Genomic DNA, 16,518 nt, shown 5'->3' on the forward strand with positions numbered 1-16,518 from the left:
CGCTTCGCCGCGCCGCTGGCCGACCGCTTCTACGTGATGGAGCACGGCAGCATCGTCGAACGCTTCGATGCCGGCGATCTGCAGGCAAAGATGCCGGTGCTGCATGAACTGCTGGGCGTATGAGTCTGACGAGGAGCACCCATGAACCTGTTTGAAATCCCCCTGCCGGCCCTGCTGTCGCAACTGCTGCTGGGGCTCGTCAATGGCGCCTTCTACGCCATGCTGAGCCTGGGCCTGGCCGTGATCTTCGGCCTGCTCAATGTCATCAACTTTGCCCACGGCGCGCTGTTCATGCTGGGCGCGGTGCTGGCCTGGGCCGGCATGTCGTATGCCGGCCTGAGCTACTGGGCGATGCTGGCACTGGCGCCGCTTGCGGTGGCCGGCGTCGGCGTGTTGATCGAGAAAACCATGCTGCGCTGGATCTACAGGCTCGACCATATCTACGGCCTGCTGCTGACGCTGGGCATCACGCTGGTGATCGAAGGCGTGCTCCGTTCGGCCTATGGCGTTTCAGGCCTGCCCTATGCCCCGCCTGAAGCGCTGCTGGGCGCAACGGACCTGGGCTTCATGCGGCTGCCGAACTACCGCGTGTGGGTGGTGGTCGCATCGCTGGCGTCGTGCCTGTCGACGTGGTACGTGATCGAGAAGACCAGGCTCGGCGCGTATCTGCGCGCCGGCACCGAGAACCCGAAGGTGGTCGAGGCATTCGGCGTCAACGTGCCGAGGATGGTGACGCTGACCTACGGCTTCGGCGTCGCACTGGCCGGCTTCGCCGGCGTGCTGGCGGCGCCGGTGATGCAGGTGTCGCCGCTGATGGGGCAGAACCTGATCATCGTCGTGTTCGCGGTGGTGGTGATCGGCGGCATGGGTTCGATCCTCGGCGCGATCCTGACCGGCCTGGGGCTGGGCGTGATCGAGGGGCTGGCCAAGGTGGTCTACCCCGAGGCGTCGTCGACGGTGGTGTTCGTGGTCATGGTGGTCGTGCTGCTGCTGCGCCCGGCCGGACTGTTTGGAAAGGAGAAGTGATGAACGGATCGACTATCGCTACCCTCGGCATGCAGCCGGCACAGGCCGCGCGCCGCCTGCCGAAGCGGGCGCTCTACGGCGCGCTGCTGGCTTGCCTGCTGGCCGCGCCGCTGGCTGGCGCGTATCCGGTGTTTGTGCTCAAGGTGCTCTGCTTCGCGCTGTTCGCGTGCGCGTTCAACCTGCTGATCGGCTATGCCGGCCTGCTGTCGTTCGGCCATGCGGCGTTCTTCGGCGGTGCGGGCTATGCGGCCGGCCACGCCATAAAGGTGTGGGGCGTGACGCCCGAGATCGGGCTGCTGCTGGGCACCGGAACCGGCGCGCTGGTCGGCCTGGTGATGGGGGCGCTGGCGATCCGGCGCCAGGGCATCTACTTCTCGATGATCACGCTGGCGTTGGCGCAGATGCTGTTTTTCCTCTGCCTGCAGGCGCCGTTCACCGGCGGCGAGGACGGGCTGCAGGGCATCCCGCGCGGCAAGCTGTTCGGCGTGCTGCCGCTGTCCAATGACCTGACGCTGTACTACGTGGCGCTGGCGATCGTCGTGGCGGCGTTCGCGCTGATCGTGCGCACGGTGCATTCGCCGTTCGGCCAGATCCTGAAGGCGATCAAGGAGAACGAGCCGCGCGCGATCTCGCTGGGCTATGACGTCGACCGCTTCAAGCTGGCTGCCTTCGTGCTGTCGGCGGCGCTCGCGGGTCTGGCGGGTTCGGTCAAGGCGCTGGTGCTGGGCTTCGAGACCCTCAGCGACGTGCACTGGTCGATGTCGGGGCTGGTGATCCTGATGACGCTGGTCGGCGGGCTGGGCACTTTGGCCGGCCCCATCGTCGGCGCCTTCGTGATCGTGGCGCTGGAGAACAAGCTGGGCGACATCGGCAACCTGCTGGCCTCGGCCACCGGGCTCCAGTGGTTCAACGGGCTTGGCGAATCGGTGTCGATGGTGACCGGCTTCATCTTTGTCATCTGCGTGCTGGCGTTCCGCAAAGGCATTGTCGGCAGCTTCGGGCGGCAACCGGACTAGCTGCATTCGCTACGCGTTAACCCTTGGTTGACCCGCTACCCCACTCGCGCATAGACTTTTTATGAACATATAGTTCATTTATGAACATAAAAGTCAGCGCGTGCCCGACCGATTCCGGAACGCCCCGCTGGCGTTACCGGAACGGCAACATGACTTTGAAGATCGGCATCAACGGCGCCGGCATCGGCGGACTGGCCGCGGCCATCGCGCTGCGCAGGCTCGGCCTGGACGCGGTGGTGTATGAACAGGCGCCCCGCTTTGCCCGGGTCGGCGCGGACATCAACCTGACGCCCAACGCGGTGCGCGCGCTGGACGGCCTTGGCGTCGGCGACGCGCTGCGCGAGACCGCCGCGCGGCCTTCGCACCGGATCAGCCGCATGTGGGATACCGGTGAAGAAACGTCGCGCCTGCCGATGCAGGAAGACGCCGAGCGCCGCTACGGCGCTCCGCAGCTCACCATGCACCGCGCCGACCTGATGACCGCGCTGGAAGCCGCGGTGCCCGCCGCGACCGTACGCCTGGATCACAAGGCCGTGGCGATCGTGTCGGACGCCGACGGCGCCACGCTGCGCTTTGCCAGCGGCACGGAAGAGCGTGTCGACGTGCTGGTCGGCGCCGACGGCATCCATTCCACGGTGCGCACCGCGCTGCTGGGCCAGGAAAGCCCGATCTTCACCGGTGTGGTCGCGTACCGTGCCGTGGTGCCCGCCGATAAGCTGGCCGGCGTGCCCAACCTGGGCGCCTTCACCAAATGGTGGGGTCCGGATGCCGCCACGCAGATCGTCACCTTCCCGCTCAACCGTGGCCGCGACATCTTTGTCTTTGCCACCGTGGCACAGGAAGCGTGGCGGCACGAGTCGTGGACCACGCCGGGCCGCGTGGAAGACTTGCGCAGCGCCTATGCCGGCTTCCATCCGGAAGCGCGCGCGCTGCTCGATGCCTGCGACGACGTGCTGATTTCTGCGCTGTACGTGCGCGATCCGCTGCCGCGATGGTCGTCCGGCCCGGTCACGCTGCTGGGCGATGCCTGCCATCCGATGATGCCGTTCATGGCGCAGGGCGCCGGCATGGCGATCGAGGATGGGGTGGTGCTGGCGCGCTGCCTGGCCGATGCGGCGAAAGATGGCGCTGCCGCCGTGCCCGCGGCGCTGGACCGTTACCAGGCTGCGCGCCATGAGCGCACCAGTCGCATCCAGATCGGCTCGCGCAGCAATGCGTGGCTCAAGGAAGGCGGCAATGCCGACTGGGTGTACGATTACGACGCCTGGAACGTGGCGCTGGGGTGAACGTATCCTTTGGGGGGTTGCTCCCCCACTCCCGCTTGCGGGGAGCGCCTGCCAGGGGTGGTAGTGAACCATAGCGCGCTCACATACCAACGGGCCCGCAATAGAGATCACCAGCCTGACGGCCGCGCGCGCGGCCGTCTTCCGTTAACACCAAAACCTCAGATGCCCAAGTCCCGTCCGCCGACCGAACCCGACCTCGACGACAGCGCCGAAGCCGAAGACGCCCGCGAAGCCCAGCTGGTTTCGCCGGTGATCCGCGGCCTGCGTCTGCTGCGCTATATCGCCGAAGGCGGTCCCACCGCCAACCTGAGCGAGGTCGGCCGCCGCATCGACGTGAACCGCGTCACCGTGATGCGGCTGCTGGACACGCTGGAGCACGAAGGCATGGTCGAACGCCTGCCTCATGGCGGCCACCAGGTCGGCTTCAATTTCCTGAAGCTCGCGTCGCGCGTGCTGGCATCGAACGACCTGACCAGCCTGGCCGCGCGCGTGCTGGCCACGCTGAGCGGTTCGCTGCAGCTGTCCGCGTACCTGGTGGTGCGCGACGGCGGCGACGCGCTCTACCTGCTGCGCCACATGCCGGCAGCGACGCTGGTCAGCAATATCCAGGTGGGCAGCCGCGTGCCGGCGCACCTGACCACGCCCGGCCGGATGCTGATCGCCGGCCTGCCGCCGGAAACACGGAAGGAATTGCTGGGCCCGGACCCGCTGCCGACCGTCACCGGCCAGAGCCCGGCCACCCATGCGCGGCTGGCCGATATCCTGGCCGCCGACCGCGAGCGCGACTGCGCGTGGAGTTTTTCGGCCTACGAACCGGGGATCGATTCGTGCGCGGCGCCGGTGCGCGGCGCCGATGGCGAAGTCGTCGCGGCCCTCAGCGTGGCGGGACCGCAGCAGCGCTTCGAGTCGGACGGCACGCTGCGCGCACGCGTGGAAAAGGAAGTCAAGGCAGCGGCGCGCGACCTGTCGGCGCTGCTCGGCCATCGCCCCGAGCGCCAGCGCTGACGCCAGCGGCAGCTATTTCGCCGTCATTCCGCGGTAATCCCGTACTCGCGGATCAGCTTTGCCCACGACGCGGTCTCCTGGCGAATGCGCGCGTCCAGCGCCTGCGGCGTGCTGCCGGCGGGCTCCATGCCCTGGCGCTGCAGTTCCTCTCGCACTGCCGGCGTAGCCAGCAACGCGCGCACGTCAGCGCTGAGCGCATCCGCCGCCGGCTGCGGCGTCGCCCTGGGCACCAGCAGCGCATACCAGGAACTGACATCGATGCCGGCCACGCCCTGCTCCGCCAGCGACGGCACGCCCGGTGCCGCAGGCGAGCGTCTGGCCTGCGTCACGGCCAGCGCGCGCAGCTGGCCCGACTGGATGAACGGCGCCAGCGTAGGCCAGGTGCCGAACAAGATCGGCACCTGCCCGCCCACCACGTCATTGAGCGCCTGCGTGGTGCCCTTGTACGGCACGTGCAGCAGCGCAATGCCGGCCTTGTGCCGGAACAGCTCGCCCGCCAGGTGCAGCCCGCTGCCGACGCCTGGGCTGGCGTAGCCCAGCGGCTTGCCGCTCTTGTCCGCCTGCTGCGCCAGCTTCACCAGCTCCTGCACGCTGTTGGCCTTGACCGACGGATGCACCGCCAGCACGTTGGGCGACCCTGCCAGCAGCGACACCGCGCGGAAATCGCGTTCGACGCTGTAGGTCAGCGCCGGCATCAGCGTGGGATTGATGGTGAGGTTGCCGGCCGGCGCCACCAGCAGCGTGCAGCCGTCGCCAGGGGCGCGCCGCACGGTGTCGATGCCGATATTGCCGTTGGCGCCCGGCTTGTTGTCGACCACGAACGGCGTGCCGCGCTTCTGCTGCAGGCCGTGCGCGAGCGTGCGCGCCAGCTGGTCGGCCGGGCCGCCGGCGGGAAACGGCACCACGATACGCACATTGGCGCAACTGGCCGCCTGCGCCACGGTCCACGGCATCGCCGCCAGGGCGATTGCCGCACCCAGCCATCGGCGTCGTCGCGGCGAATGCTTCGATTGCCTGGATTGCTGCATGTCGCTGCCTGTACAAACGCCTATACAAACGGTTTCGGCATGACCGGACGGTAGTCGAGCAGGCGCGACAGCTCTGCCGCCGCCTGCCGGACTTTCTCGACCATGCCGTCCAGCTGGTCGGGTTCGATGCGCGCGGCGGGGATGGTGGCACCGAGCGCCGCCACAACCTTGCCGGTGCGGTCGCGCACCGGCGCCGCGATGGTGGAAATGCTGGCCTCGAAGAAGCCTTCATGCAGCACGTAGCCGCGCTCGCGGTCGCGCTGGACCATCTCGTACAGCTCCTGGACCGTGCGCGGGGTGCTCTCGGAATACACTTCAAGGCGGTCTTCGGGATACAGCGCGCGCAGTTCTTCCAGCGTCAGGTCTTCCAGCAGCACCCGGCCCAGCACGGTGGCGTGCGCCGGCAGCCGCGTGCCGACGTTGACCGTGCTGGCGAACGGCCGCGCCGCGACCGACTTGGCCACGTAGACGATCGAGCGCCCGTCGCGCACCACCAGGTTGCACGGATAGTGGATCTCGTCGCGCAGCCGGTCGAGCAGCGGCCGGCCCAGTTCGGTCAGTTCCAGCGAAGCCAGGTAGTCAAAGCCCAGCCGCAGCACCGCCATGCCCAGGCGGAATTCGCGCCCGCCATCGGTGCGCTCGACAAATCCCATCATTTCAAGCGTGGCCAGCAGCCGGAACACGGTCGAGCGCGGCACCTTGAGGCGGCGCGCCAGGTCGGCGGCGGACAGCGTGCGCTCGCGGCTGCTGAACTCGCCCAGCAGCCGCAGGCCGCGCTCCAGGCCGGGCACGATGTACTTGTCCTGGCCGCTGTCCTTGTCGTCCTCTGGCGGCGTTTCGGTGGTCATGGTCTGTCTCTGCAGGTTTCGGTCTTGGCGTAACGCTTTCATATACCACGCCTGAAACCGATAGGGTACCTGTTCCGGGGATGAGACCCGCGATTCGGCCAGGTTTGGGGCTTGACGACCAGCACTTTGTTGATGCTCCGGCCCTCTCCCCCGGCCCCTCTCCCGCGAGCGGGAGAGGGGAGCAAACAAGCGGGATAGAAAGGATTGCGGGCAGCGCCGCGACGGCGCCAAGCGGGCGGAACCGGGCATCCCAAGCGCCACCAGATATCAGCCGCAGCGCCTAGCCCCCAAGAGCCTCACCGCAAATACTCCCGCAACCAAGCCACACACTGCTCCCCCTGCGCCGCCGGCCACCGCACCACAATGGTCTCGTCGCGACGCCGCAACTCAACGCAAATATCGCTCAACGGCCTAGCATCGCCACGCCCAAGCAGCCGCGCAAACAGTCCCGGCGCAGCAATTGGCGCCCGAACCGCATGACCATTGGCCGCAGGCACGGCAGCGGGTTGCAAGCGCACCGCCGAAGACAGCTGCGGTTGTGCCTGCCCTTGCGGCGGAGCCTGCAATTGCCCCTGCGGCGACAACCGCACCAGCAGGTTGGCGCCAAACTCATCCCACATCCGGTCTGCCTTGGTCTTCATCACACTCAGCCCGAACGTGCCGAGCCGCCCCAATACATCCACCTGCACCCTGATGCGCAGCTGCGTCGAGCCATCTTCCTGTGGGGTCAGGAAGATCTCGCTCGACTGGCGCAGCGAACTTGCCACCGACGCATCCTCGCCGGTGCCCTCGGTGCGCAGGTAATGCGGGGCGCGGGTTTCGACGATCTTCGTATGCAGCCGGAAGCGCGCGTTGATAAAGGCAATCTTCACCGCCATGTGCGCGATGTACTCGACATCGCTCAGCACCTCGATCGATTCCATGCCGGGGACGCACGCGCCCATTACGTTGGGGTCGAGCAGCAGTTCCCATACGCGCGCCGGCGGCGCCGCGGTCACAAGGGTCTTTTCAATTTCCACGCATTTTCTCCGCGGCGGACAGCACGGATTCGACGATGCCCACATAGCCGGTGCAGCGGCACAGATTGCCGTTCAGGCCGTGGCGGACTTCGTCCTCCGTCGGGTTGGGATTGTTGGCAAGCAGCGCGCACGACGCCATCAGGAAGCCCGGCGTGCAATAGCCGCACTGCAGCCCGCCGTTGTCCATGAAGCACTGCTGCAGCGGATGCAGCTGGCCGTCGGCGGCCAGCCCTTCCACCGTCATCACATGACGCCCGCGCGCCTGCACGGCAAGCATCAGGCAGGACTTGACCACCTCGCCGTCGACCAGCACGGAGCAGGCGCCGCAGATGCCGGTCTCGCAGCCGCGCTTGGTGCCGGTCAGGCTGAGGCCGTCGCGCAGCAGGTCGGAGAGCAGGCGCCGGGCCGGCACTTCCACCTGGTGTTCTTCACCATTGACGGTGAGTTCGATGCTGACTTTGTTCATGGCGATTCCTTACTCCGAGGCCACGCCGAACAACTCGGCGATAGTGCGGCGCGCGACCACGCGCACCATCTCGCGGCGGTACGTGTCCGAGCCGCGCATGTCCGAGACCGCATTGATGTCGGTGGCGACGATGGCGGCCGTCTCGGCAGCCAGTTCGGCGGTCACGATCTTGCCGGCGAGCAGCGCTTCGGCGCGGCCCAGCCGCGCCGGGATCGGCGTCGACGCGCCCACTGCGAGCCTTGCTTCCACGCAGAAAGCGCCTTCACGGCGCACCGCCAGCGCCACGCTGGCAAGTGGCCGGTGCTCGGCGGCGGTGCGCAGGAAGCGCGCGTAGCGGCCGTCGGCGCCCGCGCCCGGTGCGGGCACGCGGATCTGCGTGAGCACCTCGTCGGGCGCCAGCGCGGTCACGTAGTAGTCGACCAGGAAATCTTCGATCGGGATCGCGCGCTCGCCGCCGCTGCCGCTGACCACGACCTGCGCCCCCAGCGCCAGCAGGCAGCCCGGCGGATCGGTGGCCGGGTCGGCGTAGCAGAGGTTGCCGCCGATGGTGCCCTGGTTGCGCACCTGCGGGTTGGCCACGCGCGCGGCCATGCTGGCCAGCATCGGGTAATGCGCCTGCACCAGCGTCGAACGCGCCACCTCGGCATGCCGCGTCAGCGCGCCGATGCGCAGGCCCTCGCGCGCATCGAAGCTGATGCCGCGCAGCGCTTCCAGCCTGCCCAGCGACACCAGGTGGCCGGGCGTCAGCATGCGCTGCCGCATGCCGAGCATCAGTGCGGTGCCGCCGGCAAAGACGCGGCAGCTGTCGCCAAGGTCGGCCAGCATGCGGCTGGCCTCGGCCACCGACGCCGGCTCCAGGAACTCGAAATCACGCATGGGCGGCCTCCCCGTCCTGCTGCTGCAAGGCGCGCAAACCCGCCAGCACCTTCTCCGGCGTGATCGGCAGCGACTGGATGCGCACGCCCACGGCGTCGAATACGGCATTGGCGATCGCCGCCGCACCAGGCAGGATCGCGGTTTCGCTGGCACCCTTGGCGCCATACGGCCCGTTGGGATCGTTCGATTCAACCACGTCGGTGCGCAGCATCGGCACCGCGTCGGCGGTGGGCATGGTGTAGTCGGCAAGGTTGCCGTTCATCAGGCGGCCTTCCTCGTAGTGCAGGTTTTCGTACAGCGTCCAGCCGATCGCCTGCACCGTGGCGCCATGGGTCTGGCCATGCACCGCAAGCGGGTTGATGGCCTTGCCGCAGTCGTCGGCGACAAAGCTGTCGACCACGGTGACCTGGCCCGTGCAGGTATCGACTTCCACCTCGACCGCATGCGCCGCGAACGAGTGCGACGGCGCGACGTTGCCGTAGTAGTTGTCGTCATGCATCACGGTGGGCGCGTCATAGGTGGCCCGCACATGGATGCCTTCGCCGCCGTGGCGGAAGATGTGCAGCCGCGCGATCTCGGCCAGCGTGGCGGACTTGTCCGGCTGTCCGGATGCAACGATGCGGCCATCGGCAATCGTCAGGAGCTCGGCCGCGACGCCCAGCTTCTCCGCCGCCAGCGCCAGCAGCTTCTGCCGCGCCTCGCGCGCGGCGCGCAATGCCGCGTTGCCGGCGATGATGGTCACGCGCGACGCCAGCGATCCCAGGCAGAACGGTGCGGTGTCGGTGTCGGGCACCATCACCGTCACGTGCGACAGCGGGATGCCCAGCTCCTGCGCGCAGATCTGGCTGAGCATGGTGTTGGCGCCCTGCCCCATGTCGCATTCGCTGGTCTGCAGCATCACGCGGCCGTCTTCGTTGAGCTTGAGCAGGATAGTCGAGCCGTCCCAGTTGCCCAGCGTACGGTTGCCGCTGACATGCATCGCCGCCGCGATGCCGACGCCGCGCCGGCGCGTGCCGGTGCCGCGCGCGGCGAAGTTCAGGGTGGCGCGCTTCTGATCCCATCCGATCGCCTTGCGCGTCATCTCCAGGCACTCGGCCATGCCGGTGCTGCTGATCTTCCAGCCATGCACGCTGGTCGCGCCGGCGGGAATCGCATTGCGCTTGTGCACTTCAATCGGGTCGATGCCGAGCATGCCGGCCAGCACCGTCAGGTGGCAGTTCAGCGGAAACTGCATCTGCTGGCCGCCGAAGCCGCGGAACGCGCCGCGCGGCGGGTTGTTGGTATAGGCCATCACCGCGTGCGAGCGCACGTTGCGCACCTGGTGCATGTTGTCGCTGCGCATGGCGGTGACATGCATCACGTCGCCGGCCAGGCCGGCATACGCGCCGCACTCGGCGGTGATGCGCACGTCCTTGGCCACGATCATGCCGTCCGCGGACAGGCCCATGCGCAACCAGACCGTCATCGGCACGCTGGCGCGCGCGCCCTGGAAGTCCTCCAGCCGGCTGTTGACCAGCCGCACCGGCCGGTCCAGCTTGCTGGCCAGGAACGCACAGATCAGGCTGTTGTTCTCCTCGACGATCTTGGCGCCAAAGCCGCCGCCGGTGGTGGCCTGCACCACGCGGATGGTCGACACCGGCCGGTCCAGCGCCTCGGCCAGCCGCATGCGAGCCAGGAACACCGACTGGGTCGAGGCCCACAGCGTCAGCCGGCCGTTGCCGTCCTGCGCCGCGACCGACGCCATCGGCTCCAGGTAGCCCGGGTACTGCGAATGCATGTCGTAGGTGGCCTCATACACAACGGCGGCGCCGGCGAAGCCCGCTTCCACGTCACCGCGTTCGATCCGCATCTGGTGGCCGATATTGCGCGTGCCGGGGTGCAGCTCAGGCGCGCCTTCGGCCAGCGCCGCTGCCGGCGTCAGCAATGCCGGCAGCGGTTCATACTCGACGCGGATCAGGTCCAGCGCATCGCGCGCCACCTCGTCGCTGACTGCCGCCACGGCCGCCACTTCCTCGCCCACGTGGCGCACCACGCCGCAGGCCAGGATGCGCTGTTCCTTGCGGTGCGGGCCCCAGCTGCGGGTGGGCACGTCGTGTCCCGTTACCACCAGCTTCACGCCGGGCAATGCGCGCGCCGCCGACGTGTCGATGCCGACGATGCGCGCATGCGGGTGCGGGCTGCGCAGCACCTTGGCGTGCAGCATGCCGGGCAGCTTGATGTCGCCGGCATACTGCGCGCGCCCCATGACCTTTTCCCGCGCGGTCACCTGCGGCGTGGACGTTCCCACGATGGCCTTGCTCATGCCGGCCTCCTGCGTGTCGTGCTGCAAATAGCGTGTTGCATGAATCGATGCGCTGGATGCTCTCACTCCGCGGTGATGCCGAGGTCGCGGATCACCTTGCCCAGGCGCTCGTAGTCGCCCGCATTGACCTTGTCGAGCGCGGCCGGCGCGCCGCCCACCGGGATGGCACCGAACGTGGCCATCTTCTCGGCCACGTCGGGCAGGCGGATCACGTCATTGAGCTGCTGGTTCAGCACCTTGACCACTTCCGGCGGCGTGCCCTTTGGCGCCATCACGCCATGCCAGGCACCGACTACCACGTCCTTGTAGCCAAGCTCGGCCAGCGTCGGCACGTTGGGCAGCAGCGGCGAGCGCTTCGCGTCCGTGATCGCCAGCGGGATCAGCCGGCCAGTGTTGATGTACTGGGCCACCGGACCCAGCGTGACGTAGGCGAAGTTCACATGCCCCGCCACCACGTCGTTGACCGCCGGCGCCACGCCCTTGTACGGCACGTGCTGGATCTTCACGCCGGCGGCGCGGTTCAGCATTTCACCGGCGATGTGCATCGGCGACCCGGCACCCGGGCTGCCGTAGGTGAAGGTCTTGCCCGCCCTGGCCGCCGCGATCATTTCCGGCAGGGTCTTGACACCAGCGGCCGGGTTGGCCACCAGCAGCACCGCCTGCACCGCTGTCTGGATCACCGGCGTGAAACCGTGCAGCGGGTCGTAGCTGGCGGCCGGCGCCAGCTTGAGCACCATCGGCGCGAGCGTGAACGGGTTCGGCGTGTAGAGCAGCGTGTAGCCGTCGGCGGGCGCCCGGCTGACAAAGCTGGCGCCGACCACCCCGCCGGCGCCGGGACGGTTCTCGACGATCACCGGCTGCTTCAGGCGCGCGGACAGCTTGTCGGCATACAGCCGCGCCATGGCGTCGGTATCGCCGCCGGGCGGATAGGCGACGACCATGGTCACGGTCTTTGCCGGATAGGGCGCGGCCACCGCGCTGCCCGCGGCAAGTGCAAGCGCGGCCATGGCAGTGGCGGCGAGAAAATGGCGGCGGGGGCGATCATGTCTCATCAACAGCTCCTGTGGGGGCGCAGTCGCGGCGTTGGAGGTGGGCTGTTGTGCACACCGCGAAAACAGGGTTGGCTTATGGATCACAACACTGCGGTTGTTTTATTGGTAAAACATATGTTCACATCAGGAACGTGACTACTGTAGGTGGCAAATATTGACAACTCAACTTACTGAAAACACCAATTGACTTTTTATATTCGCTCATTGATTTTTTCTGGTGGTAATGACGAGACATTGGCACCGGACTCGCTGCGGCCTGTGAGACAATCTGGCCCGCCCACCGGCCCCGACCAACCTGCCGGCAGACCCCAGACAAGAGGACCGCATGCCCCGTGACGCCGCGCCCGCCCAGGGCCAGCCCGCGCCAGAACTGACCGCCAGCCCCTGGACCGATCTCGACGAGGCCGGCAACGGCCTGACTGTCGACAATTTCCTGACCACCATGCTGAGCCAGCTGGTGACCGCGCTGCGCAGCACCGTCACCAAGCCCTACGCCGAGCAGTTCGGCCTGACCGTGCCGGAGTGGCGCATCCTGGCGCTGCTGGCGCATGCGAAAGAACTGCCCTTCTCCGAGCTGGTCACGCAATCGACCTCGGACAAGGCGCTGGTCAGCCGCACGCTGCGGCTGCTGGAAGACCGCGGGCTGGTACGCCTGACTTCGGCCGGCAACACGCCGCGCAAGAAGCTGATCTGCGCCATCACCGAGGCCGGCTCGACGCTGCACGACCAGGTGATGCCGCTGGCACGCAAGGGCCAGGCAGAAGTGATCCGGATGCTGTCGCCGCAGGAAAGGGAGGCGGTTTATCAGGGGCTGCGCAAGCTGCTGCGGGCGCAGGGATAGCGCAGCGCCAGGTCGCACAGCAAAAGAAAAAGGCCGCCCCGGATCCCGGCGCGGCCTTCAAAGATAAACGGGACAAGCACGCGCCCGTTCAGACCTCCAGTTCCTCCAGCACCTGCCCCTTGGTCTCGATGCCGAAGAAGTGAACGGTGACGGCTGCCAGCGCGGGCACCACGGCCAGCGCGAAGAACGCCACGTTGAGGGTGCCGTTGCCGATGGTGCCGGCGATCAGCGTCGGCGCGAAGATCGCGGCCAGTTTCAGCCAGGCGCCGCCCAGGCCGCAGCCCATCGCGCGCACGCTGGTCGGGTACAGCTCGGGCGTATAGACATAGGCGGTGATAAAGCCGCTGGCCAAAAAGCCCATCGCCAGCGCGCAGAAGGTCGCCACCACATACACCGACGCGGCGTGGAACACGCCGGCCAGCACCAGCGACAGCGCGCACAGCAGGAACGACACGTTGATCACCGGCTTGCGGCCGACCTTGTCGACGATCATCGCGCACACCAGCGAGCCGACCACGCCCAGCACCGAGGCGCCCGCGGCCAGGTTCAGCGCCAGCTGCAGCGGCGCGTGGTAGACGGTCTTGTAGACCGTGGGCAGCCAGGTCGACAGGCCGTACTGGATAAAGCCGCAGGTTGCCCACAGCATCCACACCGCGATCGTGCGGCCCAGGTAGGCCTTGCTGACCAGGTCGCGCACGCGCCGGCGCGGATGCTGGGTCATGCGGTCATAGGCGCTGGCATTCTGCGGCGGCGGCAGCGGTCCCCTGGCGCGTGCCTCGAACGCACGCAGCGCCGCGTCGGCTTCTTCCAGGCGGCCCTTCTCGGCCAGCCAGCGCGGCGATTCCGGGATCACGCGCTTCAGGATGAAGAACAGCACCAGCGGCACGCCGCCGATGAAGTACATCACCTCCCAGCCGTAGTGCGGCACCAGCCAGGCGCCGACGCCGTTGGACACCATCAGGCCGATCGGGAACACCACCTCGTACAGCAGCACGAAGCGGCCGCGGCCATGCGCGCGTGTGACTTCATTGATATAGGTGGCGGCCACCGGCAGCTCGCCGCCCAGGCCCAGGCCCTGCACGATGCGCAGCAGCAGGAAGATCTCGAACGACGGCGCGAAGCCGCAGGCAATGCTCATCAGGCCGATGATGCCCGCGCTCCAGCCGATCGAGCGCAGCCGGCCGAAGCGCTCGGCCAGCCCCGGGAACAGCAGCGCGCCGACCAGCTGGCCGACCGACGGCGCGGCGATCAGGACCCCGATCTGCGCCGGCGTCAGCGACCATTGCGCGATCAGCAGCGGCAGCGTGGCGGCAATGGCGATGACATCGAAGCCGTCGAAGAAGGTGGCCAGGCCGATCAGCAGCCGGGCGCGGATATGCATGGCGTTGCCCGGCATGCGTTCGATGCGGGCGACGATGTTGCCGCGCGTGACCGGGCCGCTGCGGGCAGCCGCAGCGCTTTGGCCGGCGCTGTCGGCCGTGGTCACGATACCTGCGGTGGCGGCCACCGGTGCGCCGGGGGACGCTGCGTCTTGTCTCTGTGTGAACACGGTACTTCTCGGTTTGATTCTTCGGGGGTTGCTCCCCTCTCCCGCTTGCGGGAGAGGGGTTTGGGGAGAGGGCAGGCGCTGCAGGCGGCATACGCCCGGCTTGCCCGGCGGCCTTGGATGAGGAAATCGGGACCTGGCAACGCGCTGGCTGCGGCCAGCGCTGGCCCTCTCCCCCGCCCCTCTCCCGCGCGCGGGAGAGGGGCGAAAACACTCTCGGAACGAGCAATCGCGAATTACAAGTCCAGCACCAGCTTGCTGCCCTTGCACCCGGACACGCATACCATCATGGTCTTGTTGCTGGCGCGCTCGCTGTTGCTCAGCACGCTGTCGCGGTGGTCCGGGCAGCCTTCCAGCACGGCGGTTTCGCACGAGCCGCACACGCCTTCGCGGCAGCTGTACTCGACCTCCACGCCGGAATCGAGCAGCGCATCGAGCAGCGACTTGCCCGACGGCACCTTGACCAGCGAGCCGGTGCGCGACAGCTGCACCACGTATTCGCCCTCCTGCACCGCCTCGGTCGACGGGTCGGCGGCAAAGCGCTCGATATGGACATTGGGGTAGGCATGCGCCTCGCATGCGGCCTCGAACGCATTCAGCATCGGGCCCGGGCCGCAGCAATAGAAATGCGTCTGCGCGTCCTGTCCGCCCAGCATCGCCTTCAGGTCCGGCGGCGCGCCCGCTTCGTCGTCGAAGTGGAAGCGCACCGCATCGCCATAGGCCGACAGCGGTTCGACGAATGCCGCCTCGGCGCGCGAACGGGCGCAGTAGATCAGCGTGAACGACTTGCCCAGCTCCGCCAGCCGGCGCGCCATGCAGACGATCGGCGTGACGCCGATGCCGCCGGCCACCAGCACGGTATGCGCGGCGCTCTCGTCCAGCTCGAAGTTGTTGCGCGGCGCACCCACCGTCAGCGTGGCACCCACGCGCAGCTGCTCATGCACGTAGCGCGAGCCACCGCGGCTGCCGCGGTCCAGCAGCACGCCCACGGTGTAGCGGTTGCGCGCTTCCGGCGCGCCGCACAGCGAGTAGCTGCGCACCAGGCCATTGCCCAGGTGCAGGTCGATATGGGCGCCCGGGCTGTACTCGGGCAGGGTCTTGCCTTCGGGATCTTGGAGTTCGATGCTGACCACGCCGCGCGCTTCAAAACGCATGGCCTGGACGCGCAGGGTCAGGGACTGGTGGGCACTCATTGCTGCTTCCTTCTGTCGCGCTTCTCTCTCTTACCGCTTCTCGGTCAGGAACTTGCCTGCCGGGCCGCCCGCGTTCTTCTGGCGGCGGGTGTTGCCGTCGATGCCGCCCTCGATCGCCCATTCGGCGAACATGGTCGGGCCCGGCTCGAAGGCGCGCGGCTCCCAGTGCTCGTCGAGCTGGTCTTCATCGGCGTAGTATTCGATCAGGCCGCCGGCCGGGTTCTTGAAGTACCAGAAGTAGGCCGAGGAAATCGGATGCCGGCCCGGGCCGAGCTGCGTGTCCCAGCCCTTGCGCGAGACATGCATGCCGCCGCCGAAGACTTCATGGATGTCGCGCACGGTGAAGGCGACGTGGTTCAGGCCGCTCTTCGGTTCCGGCAGCTGTAGCAGGAACAGGTCGTGGTGGCCGCCATCCGCGGTGCAGCGCAGGAACGCGCCGCGGTCCGGGTAGCGGTCCGACGGCACGAAGCCGAACTTCTCCACATAGAACTGCTCGGTGGCCTTGACGTCCTTCACGAAGAACACCACGTGGCCGACTTCGATCGGCGTGGCGTGGTCGTAGATCGGGCTGCGCTGGTTCAGGCGCGGCTTGTCGTTCCACGTATTCATCAGCGCGCATTCGACCTGCACGTCATGCTTGCGCGTGACCTGGAAGCGCACCGCCAGGCCGTTCGGGTCGGTGCAGCCGATGCGCAGCGTGGCGCCTTCGCCTTGCTTCACGAAGCCCGGCGCATCGGCGATCGCGTCAGCCAGATGGTCGAGCGATGCCTGCGACTCGACGCCCCACACCACTTCGCGCAGCGTCGGGCCGGCCTCGATCGCGGGCGGCAGCGAAGCATCGTCGATGCGGCGCACCAGCACGCGGCAGCCGTTCAGCGTTTCGAAGTCCAGGCCCTGCGCGTCATCGCGCTTGATGGCCAGGCCCCAGTCCGAGAAAAAGCCACGGCAGGCGTCAAAGTCATCCGCGCCGTAGACGATCTCGTCGATTCCCAATACCTTGATCATTGCTTCTCT

The 16,518-nt window shown here is 67.8% G+C and carries 15 protein-coding genes and 1 pseudogene; 6 read left to right on the top strand and 10 right to left on the bottom strand.

Annotated features, from left to right (window positions below):
* The 5 genes and pseudogenes from IPF36_RS34595 to IPF36_RS10090 form a co-directional block, all read left to right on the top strand.
* Nucleotides 1-123, top strand: a pseudogene (locus IPF36_RS34595) (ABC transporter ATP-binding protein); the annotation flags it as partial.
* A gap of 18 nt (nucleotides 124-141) precedes the next feature.
* Nucleotides 142-1,026 carry a branched-chain amino acid ABC transporter permease gene (locus IPF36_RS10075; RefSeq protein WP_195427906.1) on the top strand — a complete coding sequence of 295 codons (885 nt, stop codon included), beginning with the start codon at nucleotides 142-144 and terminating at the stop codon, nucleotides 1,024-1,026.
* Nucleotides 1,027-1,055: 29 nt separating this feature from the next.
* Nucleotides 1,056-2,042, top strand: a complete 987-nt coding sequence (locus IPF36_RS10080) for a branched-chain amino acid ABC transporter permease (protein ID WP_240745847.1) — start codon at nucleotides 1,056-1,058, stop codon at nucleotides 2,040-2,042.
* A gap of 149 nt (nucleotides 2,043-2,191) precedes the next feature.
* Nucleotides 2,192-3,328 (top strand): FAD-dependent monooxygenase, encoded by a 1,137-nt coding sequence (locus IPF36_RS10085; protein WP_195427907.1) that lies wholly within the window; start codon nucleotides 2,192-2,194, stop codon nucleotides 3,326-3,328.
* Between the two features lie 162 nt (nucleotides 3,329-3,490).
* Nucleotides 3,491-4,333 carry an IclR family transcriptional regulator gene (locus tag IPF36_RS10090; RefSeq protein ID WP_195427908.1) on the top strand — a complete coding sequence of 281 codons (843 nt, stop codon included), beginning with the start codon at nucleotides 3,491-3,493 and terminating at the stop codon, nucleotides 4,331-4,333.
* A 23-nt stretch (nucleotides 4,334-4,356) separates the two neighbouring features.
* Here the strand turns inward: IPF36_RS10090 and IPF36_RS10095 are convergent, their stop codons facing one another.
* The 7 genes from IPF36_RS10095 to IPF36_RS10125 all read right to left on the bottom strand — a co-directional run bounded on the left by IPF36_RS10095 (nucleotide 4,357) and on the right by IPF36_RS10125 (nucleotide 11,879).
* Entirely contained in the window at nucleotides 4,357-5,361 is a 1,005-nt protein-coding gene (locus IPF36_RS10095) for a tripartite tricarboxylate transporter substrate binding protein (RefSeq protein ID WP_135703661.1), read from the bottom strand.
* A gap of 20 nt (nucleotides 5,362-5,381) precedes the next feature.
* A complete protein-coding gene (locus IPF36_RS10100) occupies nucleotides 5,382-6,209 on the bottom strand; it encodes an IclR family transcriptional regulator (RefSeq protein ID WP_133094917.1) in 828 nt (275 codons plus the stop codon).
* Nucleotides 6,210-6,505: 296 nt separating this feature from the next.
* Entirely contained in the window at nucleotides 6,506-7,228 is a 723-nt protein-coding gene (locus IPF36_RS10105) for a CoxG family protein (RefSeq protein WP_135703660.1), read from the bottom strand.
* Nucleotides 7,218-7,694, bottom strand: coding sequence for a (2Fe-2S)-binding protein (locus IPF36_RS10110; RefSeq protein ID WP_195427909.1), 477 nt, complete (start codon nucleotides 7,692-7,694; stop codon nucleotides 7,218-7,220). The genes IPF36_RS10105 and IPF36_RS10110 overlap by 11 nt, the downstream gene beginning before the upstream one ends.
* Nucleotides 7,695-7,703: 9 nt before the next feature.
* Complete coding sequence (locus IPF36_RS10115; RefSeq protein ID WP_195427910.1) at nucleotides 7,704-8,570, bottom strand: xanthine dehydrogenase family protein subunit M; 867 nt, start codon at nucleotides 8,568-8,570, stop codon at nucleotides 7,704-7,706.
* Nucleotides 8,563-10,872, bottom strand: a complete 2,310-nt coding sequence (locus IPF36_RS10120) for a xanthine dehydrogenase family protein molybdopterin-binding subunit (protein ID WP_195427911.1) — start codon at nucleotides 10,870-10,872, stop codon at nucleotides 8,563-8,565. Before IPF36_RS10120 ends, IPF36_RS10115 begins: the two co-directional genes overlap by 8 nt.
* Before the next feature lie 62 nt (nucleotides 10,873-10,934).
* Complete coding sequence (locus IPF36_RS10125) at nucleotides 10,935-11,879, bottom strand: tripartite tricarboxylate transporter substrate binding protein (protein WP_135704012.1); 945 nt, start codon at nucleotides 11,877-11,879, stop codon at nucleotides 10,935-10,937.
* Nucleotides 11,880-12,249: 370 nt separating this feature from the next.
* Here IPF36_RS10125 and IPF36_RS10130 point away from each other — a divergent pair, with 370 nt between their 5' ends.
* Nucleotides 12,250-12,765 carry a MarR family winged helix-turn-helix transcriptional regulator gene (locus IPF36_RS10130; protein ID WP_133094912.1) on the top strand — a complete coding sequence of 172 codons (516 nt, stop codon included), beginning with the start codon at nucleotides 12,250-12,252 and terminating at the stop codon, nucleotides 12,763-12,765.
* Between the two features lie 88 nt (nucleotides 12,766-12,853).
* Here IPF36_RS10130 and IPF36_RS10135 read toward each other — a convergent pair whose 3' ends face one another.
* The 3 genes from IPF36_RS10135 to IPF36_RS10145 form a co-directional block, all read right to left on the bottom strand.
* Entirely contained in the window at nucleotides 12,854-14,272 is a 1,419-nt protein-coding gene (locus IPF36_RS10135) for an MFS transporter (protein WP_135704011.1), read from the bottom strand.
* Between the two features lie 275 nt (nucleotides 14,273-14,547).
* Entirely contained in the window at nucleotides 14,548-15,504 is a 957-nt protein-coding gene (locus IPF36_RS10140) for a PDR/VanB family oxidoreductase (protein ID WP_133094911.1), read from the bottom strand.
* Between the two features lie 30 nt (nucleotides 15,505-15,534).
* Nucleotides 15,535-16,509, bottom strand: coding sequence for a VOC family protein (locus tag IPF36_RS10145; RefSeq protein ID WP_135703657.1), 975 nt, complete (start codon nucleotides 16,507-16,509; stop codon nucleotides 15,535-15,537).
* Nucleotides 16,510-16,518: the final 9 nt, after the last annotated feature.

The organism is Cupriavidus sp. IK-TO18 (genome assembly GCF_015549295.1).
In the GTDB taxonomy this organism is placed as follows: Bacteria; Pseudomonadota; Gammaproteobacteria; order Burkholderiales; family Burkholderiaceae; genus Cupriavidus; species Cupriavidus oxalaticus_A.